Origin of the sequence: Pseudomonas sp. CG7, assembly GCF_023701885.1 — a bacterium.
In the GTDB taxonomy this organism is placed as follows: Bacteria; Pseudomonadota; Gammaproteobacteria; order Pseudomonadales; family Pseudomonadaceae; genus Aquipseudomonas; species Aquipseudomonas zanjanensis.
Genome location: NZ_JABAEE010000024.1, coordinates 31,188 through 46,708 on the forward strand (window position 1 = coordinate 31,188; position 15,521 = coordinate 46,708).

The following is a 15,521-nucleotide window of genomic DNA, read 5'->3' on the forward strand; positions in this document are numbered from 1 at the left end:
AGGGTGGGTGGCAGGTAACGAAAGGGGCGAGTTATGTCACCGAGTTGTGACATTCCTTGAGAGATGCGTTGAGGCGACTGGCGCCTTCGCGAGCAGGCTCGCTCCCACACTAGATCTTCGGCGTTCACAAAATCCCTGTGGGAGCGAGCCTGCTCGCGAAGAACGATAACGCGGTGTTGCTAATCCACACTACGAGGCAACTGCAACGTCACCCGCAACCCCCCTTCACGAAGGTTCTGCAGGCTCACCTCGCCGCCATGGCTGTGGGCAATGTTGCGGGCGATACCGAGGCCCAGGCCATAGCCCTGCTGTTGCCCGGCGAGACGGAAATGCGGCTCGAAAACTTGCTCCAGGCGCTGTTCCGGCACACCCGGCCCTTCGTCGTCGACGTGCAGGATGAACGCGGTTTCATCGTCATCGATGTGCAGGTGGGCGTTCTGTCCGTATTTCAAGGCGTTGTCGATCAGGTTACCGATGCAGCGCTTGAGGGCCAGCGGCTTGCCGGGATACGGCGCCAGCGCCCGGCCATCCTGGGTCACCCGGCCATTGCCGTTGGGCGCCAGGTACGGCTCGACCAGGCAATCGAGCACATGGTTGAGGTCCACCGGCTCGATGTTCTCGTGGATGTCGGTGTCCTTGACGCATTGCAGCGCGCCTTTGACCAGCAGCTCCAGTTCATCCAGGTCACGGCCGAACTTGGCTTGCAGGTTTTCGTCCTCCAGCAGCTCGACCCGCAGCCGCAATCGGGTGATCGGTGTGCGCAAGTCGTGGGAGATCGCGCTGAACAACTGGCTGCGCTCCGTCAGGTAACGGCTGATGCGTTCGCGCATGGCATTGAACGCCCGCCCCACTTCCACCACTTCGCTGCCGCCGCCCTCGGCCACCGGCTCCACCTCGGCACCCAGGGACATGTCCCGCGCGGCCCGGGCCAATCGCTTGAGGGGCCGGCTCTGCCAGTGCACCAGCAAGCCGATGAACAGCAACAACAGGCTGCTGGTGAGCACGATGAAACCAACCTGTTGCTTGGGCAGGTCTTGTTCTTCGAGGCTGGTGTAGGGTTCGGGCAGCAGCGAGGCGATGTACAGCCACTCACCCGGCGCCATCTGGATCTGCGTGACCAGCACCGGTGGATTTACCGGCTCCAGGGTCAGGGCATAGTGGGCCCACGCGCGAGGCAGTTCATCGAGCTTGAGCCCGGCATTGAAAATCCGCAGGTCGTCGGGGCTGACGAACGTCACCGAGATGTCGGCGTTATGACCCAAGGAGCGGCGCAGCACTTCATCCACGGCCGTGAGCACCGCCTGCTTGCGCGGCGTCACTGGCAGCACGTCCATGCCCAGGGGTTTGTCGTTGAGGGTGACGACGAACCGCGTGCCGCCCATGCTGCGCAACTGGTCCAGCACCAACGGCCGGTACGCCACGGGCAGCGCGCGCAAATAACTGACGCTGGCGGTCATCGCCTGGGCCAGGCTGCGGGCGCTGGTGACCAGGCCTTCGAGCTGAGTCGCGCGCAATTGCGAAACCCAGATCAGGCTGGACAGGGTCTGGGCGAACAGCACCACCAACAAGGTCAGCAGCAGCATCCGGCCCAGCAACGAGCGTGGCACCGGTACCCGCCGGGCGATTTTCTTGATCCCGTCAATGACCATTGCTGGCAACCACACTGGCCGCCAGCTGGTAACCGCTGCCCCGCACCGTACGAATCAGCCGCGGCGGCTTGTCGGTGTCACGCAGGCGCTGGCGCAGGCGGCTGACCGCCATGTCGACGATCCGGTCCAGGGGCATCAGCTCACGGCCACGCGTCGCGTTGCCAATGGTGTCGCGGTCGAGGATTTCCTGGGGATGGTCGAGAAACAACTTGAGCAAAGCGAAGTCGGCACCGGAGAGAATCACTTCTTCACCGTCGGTATGGAACAGCCGATGGCTGACCATGTCCAGCCGCCATTCATCGAAGGCCAGCACTTCGCCGCCGGCGCGTTCCTGGCCGAATTGCGCCCGGCGCAGCAGCGCCTTGATGCGCGCCTGCAGTTCACGCGGGCTGAAGGGTTTGCCCAGGTAATCATCGGCGCCCAGCTCAAGACCGATGACCCGGTCGGCCTCGTCGGAACTGGCGGTGAGCATGATGATCGGCACATGCGCCTGGCGTGGATGTTGGCGAACCCAGCGGCAAAGGCTGAAGCCGTCTTCATCGGGCAGCATGACATCGAGGATCACCAGGTCGCTCGGTGCATCGTGCACCGCCTGGCGAAACCCGGCGCCGTCGGGCGTGGTCCGCACGTGGAAACCCGCACGGCTGAGGTAGGTGTCCAGCAGCTCGCGAATCTCCTGGTCGTCGTCGACCAACAAAATCGATTTGTTTACTGAACTCACGGGCCTCGTCCTTGTTGTTTGGATGGGGGCGATTATGCCTGATGGACGGGTTCTACAAACACACTGCAAAACCTTGTGGGAGCGAGCTGGCTCGCGATAGCGGAGTGCCAGTCACCTTGATGTTGGCTGATAGGCCGCTATCGCGAGCAAGCTCGCTCCCACAGGGGGGGACATTTTCAAACTTCAAGCTGCGGCGGATTGCTCCAACGCCACGCCCGCGCCCATCAGGCCGGAGTATGGCGCGGTCACCAGCCAGACCGGAATGCCCTTGAAATAATCGCTCATGCAACCCTTGTCGGCGAAGCACTTGGCGAAACCGCTTTCGAGGAAGAAATCGGCAAAGCGCGGGACCACGCCACCGACGATGTAGACGCCGCCGCGTCCGCCCAGCGTCAACACATTGTTGCCCGCCACGCGCCCCAGCCAGCGACAGAACTGCTCCAATACTTCCAAAGCGATTGGGTCGCCAGCCAGGCCGGCCGCGGTGATGGATTCGGGGGTATCGAGCACTGGCACATGGCCGTCCACGGCGCAAATGGCCCGGTACACCCGAGGCAAACCGCTGCCGCTCAAAGCGGTTTCGGCGCTGACGTGGCCGATCTCGTTGTAGATGTGCTGCCACAACTGGGTTTCCCGCGGGCTGCTCATGGGCAGGTCGACATGGCCGCCCTCCCCCGGCAACGCGGCGAACCGGCCCTCACCCAGATCCAACAGCGTACCGACGCCCAGCCCGGTGCCCGGCCCGATCACCACCGCCGGGCGCATCGGCTCCGGGGTGCCTTCGCACACGACCCGGTATTCATCGGGACGCAAGCGAGTCATGCCCAGGGCCATGGCCGAGAAATCGTTGACCAGCAACAGCTTCTCCACCTGCAACCTTTCGCAGAACGCCAGGTTGCTCAAGCGCCAGTGATTGTTGGTAAAACGAAACTCATCGCCGCTCACCGGACCCGCCACCGACAGGCACACCGAACCGATGGCGCCCGGCTTCAGGCCCATGCCACTCAAGTAAACCTCGATGGCATCTTCCGGGCAGGCGTAATCCGCCGTGGCCAGCACCTGGATGTTTTCCAGGGTGTGATTTTTCCACAGCGCGAAGCGTGCGTTGGTCCCACCGATGTCACCGACCAAAGCCAGTTTCAATTAAGCGTCTCCAGGGCAGAAGTGAAGGCGCTGGCGCCCTGCTCCGCCGAGCTGAAGGCCATGCGCATGAAACCGAACAGCTCGCGACCAGTGCCTATGTTGTTGCCCAACAGGCCCTTGGCCGGCGTGCGCGCGGCAAATTCCTCGGCGTCCACCTTCAGTTCCAAGGTACCTTTGACGCCATCGACACGGATGATATCGCCCTCCTGCACCCGGGCCAACGCACCACCGACATAAGCTTCCGGGCTGACATGGATGGCCGCCGGGATTTTCCCCGATGCGCCGGACATGCGCCCGTCGGTCACCAGCGCCACTTTGAAGCCGCGATCCTGCAGCACACCGAGGAATGGCGTCATCTTGTGCAGCTCCGGCATGCCGTTGGAGCGCGGGCCCTGGAAGCGCATCACCGCGACAAAATCTTTTTCCAGCAGGCCGGCCTTGAAGGCGTCCGCCAGGTCCTGTTGGTCCTGGAAGACCCTGGCCGGGGCCTCGACCACCTGGTTTTCCAAGGCCCCGGCCGAGACTTTCATCACGCCGCGGCCGAGGTTGCCTTCCATCACCCGCACCCCGCCTTCTGGCGAGAAGGCGCGGGCCACCGGGCGCAGGATGGTTTCGTCGAGGCTTTCGAGCGGACCGTCGCGCCATACCAGTTCGCCGTCCTCGAGGAACGGCTCCTGGGTGTAGCGGCTCAGGCCGTGACCGAGCACGGTGTTGACGTTTTCGTGAAGCAAACCGGCTTCCAGCAACTCCCGGATCAGGAACGACATGCCGCCCGCCGCCTGGAAGTGGGTGATGTCGGCCGTGCCGTTCGGGTAGACGTGGCTCAGGGTCGGCACCACCTCGGAGAGGTCGGCCATGTCCTGCCAGGTCAGCTGGATACCCGCCGCCATGGCAATGGCCGGCATGTGCAGGGTGTGGTTGGTGGAACCGCCGGTGGCATGCAGCGCGACGATGGAGTTGACCAGCGAGCGCTCGTCAACGATTTCGCCGATGGGCATGAAATTGCCGCTCTGCTTGGTCAGGCGCGTCACCTGGAACGCCGCTTCACGGGTCAGGGCATCGCGCAGCGGCGTGTTCGGGTTGACGAACGAGGCGCCCGGCAAGTGCAGGCCCATCACTTCCATCAACAACTGGTTGGTGTTGGCGGTGCCGTAGAAGGTGCAGGTGCCGGGGCTGTGGTAGGACTTCATCTCCGATTCCCGCAGCTCTTCGCGGGCGGCCTTGCCTTCGGCGTAACGCTGGCGCACGTCGGCTTTTTCCTTGTTGGAAATGCCCGAGACCATCGGCCCGCCGGGCACGAAGATCGTCGGCAAGTGACCGAAGCGCAGCGCGCCCATCATCAGGCCCGGAACGATCTTGTCACAGATGCCGAGCATCAGTGCGCCGTCGAACATGTTGTGGGACAACGCCACCGCCGTGGACAGCGCGATCACTTCGCGGCTCGGCAGGCTCAGTTCCATCCCCGCCTCGCCCTGGGTCACGCCGTCGCACATCGCCGGCGTGCCACCGGCGAACTGGCCGACCGAGCCGATTTCGCGCAGGGCTTTCTTGATCTGTTCCGGGAAGGTTTCGTAGGGCTGGTGAGCCGAGAGCATGTCGTTATAGGACGACACGATGGCGATGTTGGCGGCGTTCATCATCCGCAGATGGTGCTTGTCTTCGGTGCCGCAACCGGCCACGCCATGAGCGAAGTTGGCGCATTGCAGCTTGCCACGCATCGGACCGTCGCTGGCGGCACCACGGATCAATGCAAGGTAAGCCTCACGCGTGGCGCGGCTGCGGGCGATAAGCCGTTCGGTGACCTCAAGAACGCGGGGATGCATGTGTAGAACTCCAGGCTAACGGATGTGGCGACCTGATTGTCTATGCTGGTCAAAAGCCCGCTGCACGCTGTGTGGAAGGCGAGGCGACAGCCGGTTTTTGACCATTCGGACCAGTTGATTCAGGTCACTCGTTGTAGATAAAACAAAATATTGCCACTAAAAAGGCTTGTTTTCTATTTTTATGCGAATAATCTTGTAATTCCAACAACAAATCGACGGCGGCGCAGTTAATGACTCTTCGAATCGCAATCAATGGTTTTGGCCGCATCGGCCGCAACGTCCTCCGTGCACTGTATACCCAAGGCTACCGTCGCGACCTGCAGATCGTCGCCATCAACGACCTGGGTGACAGTGCAATCAATGCCCATCTGCTCAAGTTCGACACCGTGCATGGCACCTTCGATGCCGACGTCCAGCACGATCACGAAAGCCTGACGGTCAATGGCGACCGCATCTCGGTCAGCGCCATCCGCAACCCGGCCGAACTGCCCTGGGCCGCCGAGAAAATCGACGTCGTGTTCGAATGCACCGGTCTGTTTACCGACCGTGCCAAGGCAGCCGCGCACATCAGCGCCGGCGCCCGCAAGGTGATCATCTCGGCCCCGGCCAAGGGCGCCGATGCCACCGTCGTGTATGGCGTGAACCATGACATCCTGCGCCAGTCCCACCAGATCATCTCCAACGCGTCGTGCACCACCAACTGCCTGGCCCCGGTGGCCCAGGTGCTGCACCGCGAGCTGGGCATCGAAAGCGGCCTGATGACCACTATCCATGCCTACACCAACGACCAGAACCTGACCGACGTCTACCACAGCGACCCGTACCGCGCCCGTTCGGCCACCCAGAACATGATCCCGAGCAAGACCGGCGCCGCCGAAGCGGTGGGCCTGGTGCTGCCGGAACTGGCAGGCAAGCTGACCGGCATGGCCGTGCGCGTACCGGTGATCAACGTCTCCCTGGTCGACCTCACCGTGCAGCTCAAGCGCGAAGCCTCGGCCGAAGAAGTCAACGAACTGCTGCGCCATGCCAGCCAGCATTCGAAGATCCTCGGCTACAACACCCTGCCGCTGGTCTCCAGCGATTTCAACCACAACCCGCTGTCGTCGATCTTCGACGCCAACCACACCAAGGCCAGCGGCAAGCTGCTCAAGGTGCTGGCCTGGTATGACAACGAATGGGGCTTCTCCAACCGCATGCTGGATAACTGCCTGGCGTTGTGTAACGCCGAGTAACTGCCACGGTAGTTCTTGAGCTTTTCTGTGGGCGCTTTTCTGTGGGAGCGAGCTTGCTCGCGAAAGCGGTGTATCAGCCAACATCAATGGCGACTGACACTCCGTCATCGCGAGCAAGCTCGCTCCCACAGGGTTACAACATCGATGAAATGAAGGCTTGACCCGTCACGCAGATGATAAGCATTATCATCTGCTAGAACCGGATCGGGCCCTACCGTGAGTCAATCGCGCTTTCATCATGTCTTCCTCGCCCAGCGCACGCCGCTGCTACGCACCCTCGAGCGCATGGTCAGCAACCCCAGTACCGCCGAAGACCTGCTTCAGGAAACCTACCTGCGCGTCACCCGAGCATTGGCCGAACGTACGGTCGAGCACCTCGAACCCTTTGTTTTCCAAACCGCCCGCAACCTGGCGCTGGACCATCTGCGTGCCCGGCGCATCCAATCCCGAACGCTGTTGGACGACGTACCGCTGGAAGTCGTCCACAACGTCGTCGCCCCCCAGAGCAGTGCCGAGGACGCCGCCCATGCCCAGCAACTGCTCGAGCGCCTGGACGTCAGCTTGCAAGCCCTGAGCCCGCGACAACAGCAGATCTTCATTCTCAGTCGCCTGCATGGCCACAGTTACCAGGAAATCGCCGAACGGCTCGGTGTATCCCTGAGCACCGTGCAGAAGGAACTGAAGCTGATCATGGCGATCTGTGTGGGTGTGGCGGAACGCAACCTATGAACTTCACGCTGCGTACAGGCTTGCCTCCTACTGCCTGCGGCTTGTAGCTTGTGCGGGCCGCTAATAAGAGAACCCACCGTGACGGACTACTCCCCTTCTCCTGAGCCGACGTCGGAAACCGCCCATGCCATGGAGCAGGCGCTGGACTGGCTGATCCTGCTGGACAGCCCCAGCGCGGAACAGACGCGGCAGTTCCAGGCCTGGCTGGCGGCCGCTCCACGTCACGGCGAGGCGTTTGCCCGGGCCCAGGCGATCTGGAGCGGCCCGCAGGTGCTGGAAAGTGCCCGCCGGCTGGAAACCGCGCCCAAGGTCACCGCGCTGTCGCGCCTGCGTGCCCAGTGGAAACCCCTGGCCACCGCCGCTGTTCTGTTTCTCGGCCTGTTCAACTTCAGCGACCTGCCTCTGCATCTCCAGGCCGATCACCTGACCGTGGTCGGTGAGCGCCAGCGCCTGCAATTGGAGGACGGTTCCAAGGTCCTGCTCAACACCGATTCGGCCTTCTCCAGCACGTTCAACGAACAACGGCACGTGGCGCGCCTGTACAAAGGCGAGGCCTTCTTCGAAGTCCCGGGCAACCGCACCCTGCCGCTGGAAATCGATGCCGGCCCGGTCACCGCCAGCGTCAGCGACACCACATTCGCCGTGCGTTACCTCGACGGTGTGGCCCAGGTCCAGGTGCAGCGCGGCGATGTGGACCTGCGGGCCAACCGCAACGACACCCATGTGCGGCTGTCGGCCGGGGAAAGCATCCGCATCGGCCCCAACGGCTTCGACCGCCCGGCCCGGCTCGATGCCAGCACCGAGCTGGCCTGGGTCCAGGGTCGACTGGTGTTCGAGAACCGGCCGCTGAGCCAGGTACTGGCCGAGCTGCGCCGCTACTACCCCGGCTGGATCATCAACAGCAACGAACAGTTGGCCAACGTCGCGGTGACCGGCAATTACCGCCTCGATCAGCCGCTGGACGTGGTCCGTTCCCTGGCCCACATTACCTCGGCGCGCCTACAGGAATTCCCGGCGCTGGTGATCCTGAACTAAATGAGAATTATTTTTACTCGATAGGCTTCGCTGGTTCGTCTCGTTATAGCCAATGCAATTGATTCGCATCTAGCCATGCGAATCTGCACCTATAACAGATGCGACACGGAGCGCTATCGATGTCCTCTCGCCTTACTTGCCGGTTTCTTGCCCCTTCTTGCACGCTGTCACTGCTCACAGCCGCCATCCTGATGGCCGGCACCGCGCCGCTCGCCCTGGCCGCTACCACCGTACAGCCCCCGGCACGCAACATAGGCGACTACACCTTTGCCATCGCCCGGCAACCCCTGGTCTCGGCCCTGAATGCATTCACCGCGGTCACCGGCTGGCAGGTCGGCCTGCCGGCGGAACTGGCCGAAGGCGTCGCGTCGCCAGGGGTGAACGGCTCGCTGCCGCCGGAAAAAGCCCTGGAACGCCTGCTGGCGGGGACCCAACTGAGCTATCGCAAGCTGGGCGACAACAGCATCGTCCTGGAAAAACGCAGCCGCGGCAGCGCGCTGGAACTGCAGCAGGTGACCATCAGCGCCACCCGCCAGGAACAGGACATCACCAGCGTACCGAGCACGGTCACCGTCCACGACCGCCAGGCACTGGACCGTAACAACGTCAATACCCTCAAGGACCTGGTGCGCTATGAACCGGGCGTATCAGTGGGTGGCGCGGGCCAGCGCGGCGGCATCAGCGGCTACAACATCCGCGGCATCGACGGCAATCGGATCCTGACCCAGGTCGACGGCGTGGAAATACCCGGCGGGTTCTTCAACGGCCCCTATGCCAAGACCCAGCGCAACTACGTCGACCCGGAAATCATCAAGCGCGTGGAAATCCTTCGCGGTCCGGCCTCGGTGCTGTACGGCAGCAATGCCATTGGCGGTGCCGTCAGCTACTTCACCCTCGATCCGGACGACATCATCAAGCCGGGCGAGGACGTCGGCGCGCGCCTGAAGACCGGCTACAGCTCAGCCGACGAGAGCTGGCTCAAGTCCGCCACCGTTGCCGGCCGTAGCGGCCCAGTCGATGGCTTGCTGCACTATAGCCAGCGTGACGGCCACGAAACCGAGTCCTACGGCAGCCACAACGGCACCGGCCTGGACCGCACCGCCGCCAACCCGGAAGACGTGCGCACCTACAACGTGCTGGCCAAGCTCGGCTGGAACTATAGCGATGACGCACGCCTTGGCCTGGTCTATGAAAAATACAAGGACGACCGCGACACCGACCTGAAAAGCGCCTATGGCGGCCCCTACGCCAACGGCCAGCCGGCGATTCCCGACTTCGTACTGCCCGGTGGCATGTACCAGTGGCGCACCGGCAACGACACCATCACCCGCGAGCGTTTCGGCCTGGAACACAGCTTCGCCCTCGACAGCCTGCTGGCCGATCACGTCAAGTGGAGCCTGAATCACCAGGTCGCCAAGACCGACCAGAGCACCGCCGAATTCTATTTCCCCATCACCCGCCAGGTCCTGCGCACCCGGGAGACCCTGTACGAAGAGAAGCAGTGGGTCTTCGATGCGCAACTGGACAAGGCCTTCAGCGTCGCCGACACCGACCACGCCTTGACCTACGGCACCACCCTCAAGCAACAGAAAGTCACCGGCTCGCGCAGTGGCAATGGCGTGTGCCTGGCGGTCGGCGTCGGTTGCTCGGCGGTGGGCGCCATCAGCACCCGGGACGTGCTGGCAAAAGCCAGTGACTTCCCCGACCCGACCATCAACACCTACAGCCTGTTCGCCCAGGACCAGATCAGCTGGGACAAATGGACCTTCACCCCCGGCCTGCGCTACGACTACACCCGGCTCAAGCCGCACCTGACCGAGGAATTCCTCAGTACCGTGGACCCTACCGGCGGCGGTACAGTCAGCGGCAAGAACAAGACCTGGCATCGCGTCTCGCCCAAGTTCGGCGTGACCTACGCCCTGAGCGATGAGTACACCTGGTACGGCCAGTACGCCGAAGGTTTCCGCACCCCGACCGCCAAGGCTTTGTACGGTCGTTTCGACAACCCCGGCGCCGGCTATAGCGTAGAACCCAACCCCGATCTGGAACCGGAAAAAAGCCAGGGCTACGAGACCGGCCTGCGTGGCCGTTTCGATTCCGGCTCGTTCGACGTGGCGGTGTTCTACAACAAGTACCGCGACTTCATCAACGAGGACGCCATCGCCCCCGGCGACGACCAGTTGACCTTCCAGAGCAACAACATCAAGCACGCCACCATCAAGGGCGTCGAAGCCAAGGGACGCCTGGACCTGGACGTGCTGGGCGCGCCAGAAGGCCTCTACACCCAGGGTTCGGTGGCCTACCTCTACGGTCGCAACAACGACACGGGCGAACCGCTCAACAGCATCAACCCCCTCACCGGCGTGTTCGGCCTGGGCTACGACCAGAAGCAGTTCGGCACCTTGCTCAGCTGGACCCTGGTCAAGAAAAAGGACCGCGTCGACGACAGCAACTTCAACTCCCCCGATGGCGTGAGCAGCCAATTCAAGACACCAGGCTTCGGCATCCTCGACCTGACGGGTTACTACAAGGTGACCGGCGACGTGACCGTCAGCGGCGGCCTCTACAACCTCACCGACAAGAAATACTGGCTGTGGGACGACGTGCGCGGCTACGACAGCGTCGGCGAAGCGGCCGTGCTGAGCCCCGCCAACCTCGATCGCCTGACGGCGCCCGGGCGTAACTTCGCGGTGAACCTGATCTGGGATATCTGACCAAGATTTTTGTCGGCAAGCCAAATGCCCTGTGGCGAGGGAGCTTGCTCCCGCTGGACTGCGCAGCAGTCCCAAGAACTTGCGGTCGCTGCGCAACCGAGCGGGAGCAAGCTCCCTCGCCACAATGTTCCAACTCGAAGGAATTTTTTCATGACCACACAACGTCCCGCTTCACGTTCCCAACGCCTGAACCAGATCATCCACGAGCCCCACAGCAAGCTCGACGCGCTGGTCAAGGCCCATGCCCCGTTCGACACCCCGGCCAGCTTCGCCCGCTTCGTCGTCGCCCAGTACCTGTTCCAGTCGGAACTGGTGGCGCTGTACAACGACGCCGAACTGGCCGCCTTGATTCCCGACCTGCCAGCCCGCTGCCGTGCCGACGCAGCCAAGGCGGATCTCGCCGACCTGGACACCGAAGTCCCCGGGCCGGTGGCCGGTGCGGTGAAAACCCCGACCCAGGCCGAAGCCCTGGGCTGGCTGTTCGTCTCCGAAGGCTCCAAGCTCGGCGCCGCCTTCCTGATCAAGCGTGCCGTGGGCCTGGGGCTGAGCGAAACCTTCGGCGCCCGGCACCTGGCCGAACCCGCCGGCGGACGCGCCGAAGGCTGGAAAACCTTCACCCGCACCCTCGATGGCCTGACCTTCACCGAACAACAGGAAGCCGAGGCGGACAAAGGCGCGCTGGATGCCTTTAACCGCTTCACGGTGCTGTTGGAACAGGCTTACGCGACCGAGTTGGCCTGATTCACACCACTCCCACAGGAGATTCATGGTCAATGCATAAACCCGTGTGGGAGCGAGCTTGCTCGCGATGGCGTCAGATCAGTCGACCTACATGCGCCTGACACACCGCTATCGCGAGCAAGCTCGCTCCCACAAGGTAAAGCGCATGTTGGATATCAATAGATGAGCCGCACGCCCTCGAAACTCACCCAACTGCTCTTCGCCCTGCTCGCCTACACCAGCCTGGCCATCGGCCTGGTCGCCATCGTCGTGCCGGGACTGCCGACCACCGAGTTCATCCTCTTGGCCGCCTGGGCCGCGACCCGCAGTTCGCCGCGCCTGAGCGCCTGGCTGGAGAACCATCGGCTGTTCGGGCCGATGCTGCACAACTGGCGCAACGGCAAGGTCATCCCGCGCCGGGCCAAGGTCGGTGCCAGCGCCAGCATGCTGCTGTGTGCCGGGTTGATGCTGGTGATGCTCGACCACCGCTGGCCGGTCTACCTGGCGCTCGCGGGCATGGTCCTGGGCAACCTGTGGATCTGGTCGCGGCCGGAACAAGCACAGGGCTCTTGTGGCGAGGGAGCTTGCTCCCGCTGGGGCGCGCAGCGGCCCCCAACGGATTTTTGATCTATGCTCGCCCTCTGGTTCAGGAGGGGCTTTCGATGGCAGATCTACTCACATCCATGCAAGCCGCGCTCGGCTTGCCCACGACCTCGATCACCTTCAGCGGCGAAGGCGCCCTGCCCTCGGCATTCGCCGTCACGGAGCTGGCCAGCGCCAGCATCGCCGTGGCCGGCCAGGCGACCGCCGCGCTCATCCACCATCACACCGGCCGCCAGCCCCCCGTCGAGGTCGACCGGCGCCTGGCATCGTTCTGGTTCGCCACTTCCCTGCGCCCCATCGGCTGGAGTGTGCCGCCGATGTGGGACCCGGTGGCCGGCGACTATGCCTGCGCCGACGGCTGGATTCGCCTGCACACCAACGCGCCGCATCATCGCCTGGCGGCGGAAAAAGTCCTCGGCACCTGCACCGACCGCACCGACATGGCGGCCAGGGTCGCCCGCTGGAACAAGGCCGAGCTGGAGCAAGCCGTGGTCGACGCCGGCGGTTGCGCTGCCCAGATGCGTTCGTGGCAGGCCTGGCAAACTCACCCTCAAGGCATGGCGGTGCATGCCGAGCCGCTGGTGCATCTGAGTGAAACGACTGCAGGACAGCACAAACCCTGGCCTGGCTCTGTGACCCAGCCACTGGCGGGCCTCAGGGTCCTGGACCTGACCCGGGTGCTGGCCGGCCCCGTCGCCAGTCGCTTCCTCGCCGGCCTCGGGGCCGACGTGCTGCGCATCGACCCGCCGACCTGGAACGAACCCGGCGTGGTCCCGGAAGTCACCCTGGGCAAACGCTGCGCCCGCCTCGACCTGCATCGAGCCGATGATCGCGCGGCGTTCGAGGCATTGCTCAAGGACACCGACATCCTCCTGCACGGCTACCGTGCCGACGCTCTGGAACGCCTGGGCTACGGCGCCGAACAGCGCAGTAAACTGGCTCCGGGCCTGATCGACGTCAGCCTCAACGCCTACGGCTGGAGCGGCCCCTGGCAGAACCGGCGCGGCTTCGACAGCCTGGTGCAGATGAGCAGTGGCATTGCCGAAGCCGGCATGGCTTGGAAACACACCGACAAACCGACACCGCTGCCGGTGCAAGCACTGGACCATGGCACCGGCTATCTGCTGGCGGCCAGCGCCTTGGTGCTGCTGTCCCGGCGCTTGGAAAATGGTCGCGGCGGTTCGGCACGCTTGTCACTAGCGCGCACGGCGAAGCTGCTGATCGAACGTGGCGCCGGCGACCCGACCCCATTGCGGGCCGAGGCCGAAGATGATCACGGGTTGGTCGTCGAACAGACGCCATGGGGGCCAGCCCATCGCCTGCAGGTGCCCTTGAAGATCACCGGGACGCCGCTGCAATGGACTTTGCCGGCGGCTGAGCTGGGGGCGCATCGGGCACGGTGGTGACGCTCGCTACCGGTTAAAACTGCCCCTGTGGCGAGGGAGCTTGCTCCCGCTGGGCTGCGCAGCAGCCCCAGAAAAACAGGGCCGCTACGCGCCCCAGCGGGAGCAAGCTCCCTCGCCACAGGGGTTCGCCTTGGCATTGCGGTGAACCTCACAACGCCAAAAATCCACTGTACAACCCATACGCCGCTACACCCGCGCCAAACAGCACACAGGCAAAAACACCTTTTTCCACAGCGGTGAATAAGGGCTGTCCCTGTTCCCGCTTGGCCTGGGCGAACAGGATCACTCCGGGTGCATACAACAACGCCGACAGCAGCAGGTATTTCAACCCGCCGGCGTACAACAGCCACACCGCATAGCACAGGGCTACGCCACCGATGCACAGATCCTTCATGCGCTGGGCCGAGGCTCGTTCGTAGGTTTCCCCCCGGACGCACAGCAGCACCGCATAAGCGGCCGACCACAAGTAGGGCACCAGGATCATCGATGAGGCCAGATAAATCAGGCTGGTGTAGGTGCCGGCGGAAAACAGAGTGATCAGCAAAAACAGTTGGATCATGCCATTGGTCAACCACAGCGCATTGACCGGCGCATGGTTGGCATTTTCCTTGGTCAGGAATGCCGGCATGGTCTTGTCCCGGGCGGTGGCGTAGAGGATCTCGGCGCACAGCAGCGCCCAGGACAGCAGCGCCCCCAGTAATGACACCGCCAAGCCCAGGCTGATCGCCAATGCGCCCCAAGGCCCGACAATGTGCTCGAGCACGCCTGCCAGTGACGGGTTCTGCAACTGCGCCAATTCCGGCTGGCTCATGACGCCCAGGGACAACACATTCACCAGCACCAGCAACGCCAGGACACCGAGGAAACCGATCACCGTCGCCCGCCCTACGTCCGCACGTTTCCGGGCCCGCGCCGAATACACGCTGGCGCCCTCGATACCGATGAACACGAACACCGTGACCAGCATCATGTGCCGCACCTGGTCCATCACGCTGCCCAGGTCCGGGCTCATCGTGCCCCAGATATCGCGGGTGAACACCTCGGCCTTGAAGGCCACGGCCGCCAGGACAATGAACATCAACAGCGGCACGACCTTGGCCACGGTGGTCACCAGGTTGATGAACGCCGCCTCCTTGATGCCCCGCAACACCAGGAAATGCACGGCCCACAACAGCAACGATGCACAGCCGATGGCCACCGGCGTATTGCCCTGGCCAAACACCGGGAAGAAATACCCCAACGTGCTGAACAGCAGCACGAAGTAACCGACATTGCCCATCCAGGCGCTGATCCAGTAACCCCAGGCGGACGAGAAGCCCATATAGTCACCGAACCCGGCCTTGGCGTAGGCATACACGCCCGAGTCCAATGCCGGTTTGCGATTGGCCAGGGTCTGGAACACGAAGGCCAGGGTCAGCATGCCGACGGCGGTGATGGCCCAACCGATCAACACCGCCCCGACATCGGCCTGAGCCGCGACGTTTTGCGGCAGGGAAAAGATCCCACCACCGATCATCGACCCCACCACCAGTGCGACCAACGCGCCCAGCGGCAATTTTTCAATCGGTGGCGACATTTCGCCTCGCTATTTAATAATTAAATAAAAGCCCAATAGCGCTTTTGAATAACGCCTACCGTGCAAATTCCGTTGCCTTATTTACTGGCCCTTATTCAATCGCGCTAAATAAAAAGTGCCAGAACAGCCAACTACAAAATAGTTGCGACTCAGCGGAAATCAACTAGCGT

12 protein-coding genes are annotated in these 15,521 nt (G+C 63.2%); 7 read left to right on the forward strand and 5 right to left on the reverse strand.

Features of this window, described 5'->3' with window-relative positions; genetic code table 11:
- Positions 1–179 precede the first annotated feature (179 nt).
- The 4 genes from HGO40_RS12360 to edd form a co-directional block, all read right to left on the reverse strand.
- A complete protein-coding gene (locus HGO40_RS12360) occupies positions 180–1,649 on the reverse strand; it encodes an ATP-binding protein (protein WP_250963231.1) in 1,470 nt (489 codons plus the stop codon).
- On the reverse strand, positions 1,639–2,370 hold the full coding sequence (locus HGO40_RS12365; protein ID WP_250963232.1) for a response regulator: 732 nt from the start codon (positions 2,368–2,370) through the stop codon (positions 1,639–1,641). Before HGO40_RS12365 ends, HGO40_RS12360 begins: the two co-directional genes overlap by 11 nt.
- Before the next feature lie 183 nt (positions 2,371–2,553).
- Positions 2,554–3,513 (reverse strand): glucokinase, encoded by a 960-nt coding sequence (locus tag HGO40_RS12370; protein WP_250963233.1) that lies wholly within the window; start codon positions 3,511–3,513, stop codon positions 2,554–2,556.
- On the reverse strand, positions 3,510–5,336 hold the full coding sequence (gene edd / locus HGO40_RS12375) for a phosphogluconate dehydratase (protein WP_250963234.1): 1,827 nt from the start codon (positions 5,334–5,336) through the stop codon (positions 3,510–3,512). Before edd ends, HGO40_RS12370 begins: the two co-directional genes overlap by 4 nt.
- 230 nt (positions 5,337–5,566) lie before the next feature.
- Here edd and gap point away from each other — a divergent pair, with 230 nt between their 5' ends.
- The 7 genes from gap to HGO40_RS12410 all read left to right on the forward strand — a co-directional run bounded on the left by gap (position 5,567) and on the right by HGO40_RS12410 (position 13,775).
- Positions 5,567–6,568, forward strand: a complete 1,002-nt coding sequence (gap, locus tag HGO40_RS12380) for a type I glyceraldehyde-3-phosphate dehydrogenase (RefSeq protein ID WP_003184623.1) — start codon at positions 5,567–5,569, stop codon at positions 6,566–6,568.
- A 216-nt stretch (positions 6,569–6,784) separates the two neighbouring features.
- On the forward strand, positions 6,785–7,297 hold the full coding sequence (locus HGO40_RS12385) for an RNA polymerase sigma factor (protein WP_053119086.1): 513 nt from the start codon (positions 6,785–6,787) through the stop codon (positions 7,295–7,297).
- Positions 7,298–7,426: 129 nt separating this feature from the next.
- The gene (locus HGO40_RS12390) at positions 7,427–8,332 is read left to right on the forward strand and encodes a FecR family protein (protein WP_250963265.1); all 906 of its coding nucleotides are present in this window, start codon (positions 7,427–7,429) and stop codon (positions 8,330–8,332) included.
- 119 nt (positions 8,333–8,451) lie between these two features.
- The gene (locus HGO40_RS12395) at positions 8,452–11,046 is read left to right on the forward strand and encodes a TonB-dependent receptor (protein ID WP_250963235.1); all 2,595 of its coding nucleotides are present in this window, start codon (positions 8,452–8,454) and stop codon (positions 11,044–11,046) included.
- A gap of 150 nt (positions 11,047–11,196) precedes the next feature.
- Positions 11,197–11,787 (forward strand): biliverdin-producing heme oxygenase, encoded by a 591-nt coding sequence (locus HGO40_RS12400; protein ID WP_250963236.1) that lies wholly within the window; start codon positions 11,197–11,199, stop codon positions 11,785–11,787.
- A gap of 162 nt (positions 11,788–11,949) precedes the next feature.
- Positions 11,950–12,393 (forward strand): YbaN family protein, encoded by a 444-nt coding sequence (locus HGO40_RS12405; RefSeq protein ID WP_250963237.1) that lies wholly within the window; start codon positions 11,950–11,952, stop codon positions 12,391–12,393.
- 35 nt (positions 12,394–12,428) lie between these two features.
- Positions 12,429–13,775: a CoA transferase gene (locus tag HGO40_RS12410; RefSeq protein WP_250963238.1), complete on the forward strand. Its 1,347-nt coding sequence runs from the start codon at positions 12,429–12,431 to the stop codon at positions 13,773–13,775.
- 148 nt (positions 13,776–13,923) lie between these two features.
- Here HGO40_RS12410 and arcD read toward each other — a convergent pair whose 3' ends face one another.
- Entirely contained in the window at positions 13,924–15,351 is a 1,428-nt protein-coding gene (arcD, locus tag HGO40_RS12415; RefSeq protein ID WP_250963239.1) for an arginine-ornithine antiporter, read from the reverse strand.
- Positions 15,352–15,521: the final 170 nt, after the last annotated feature.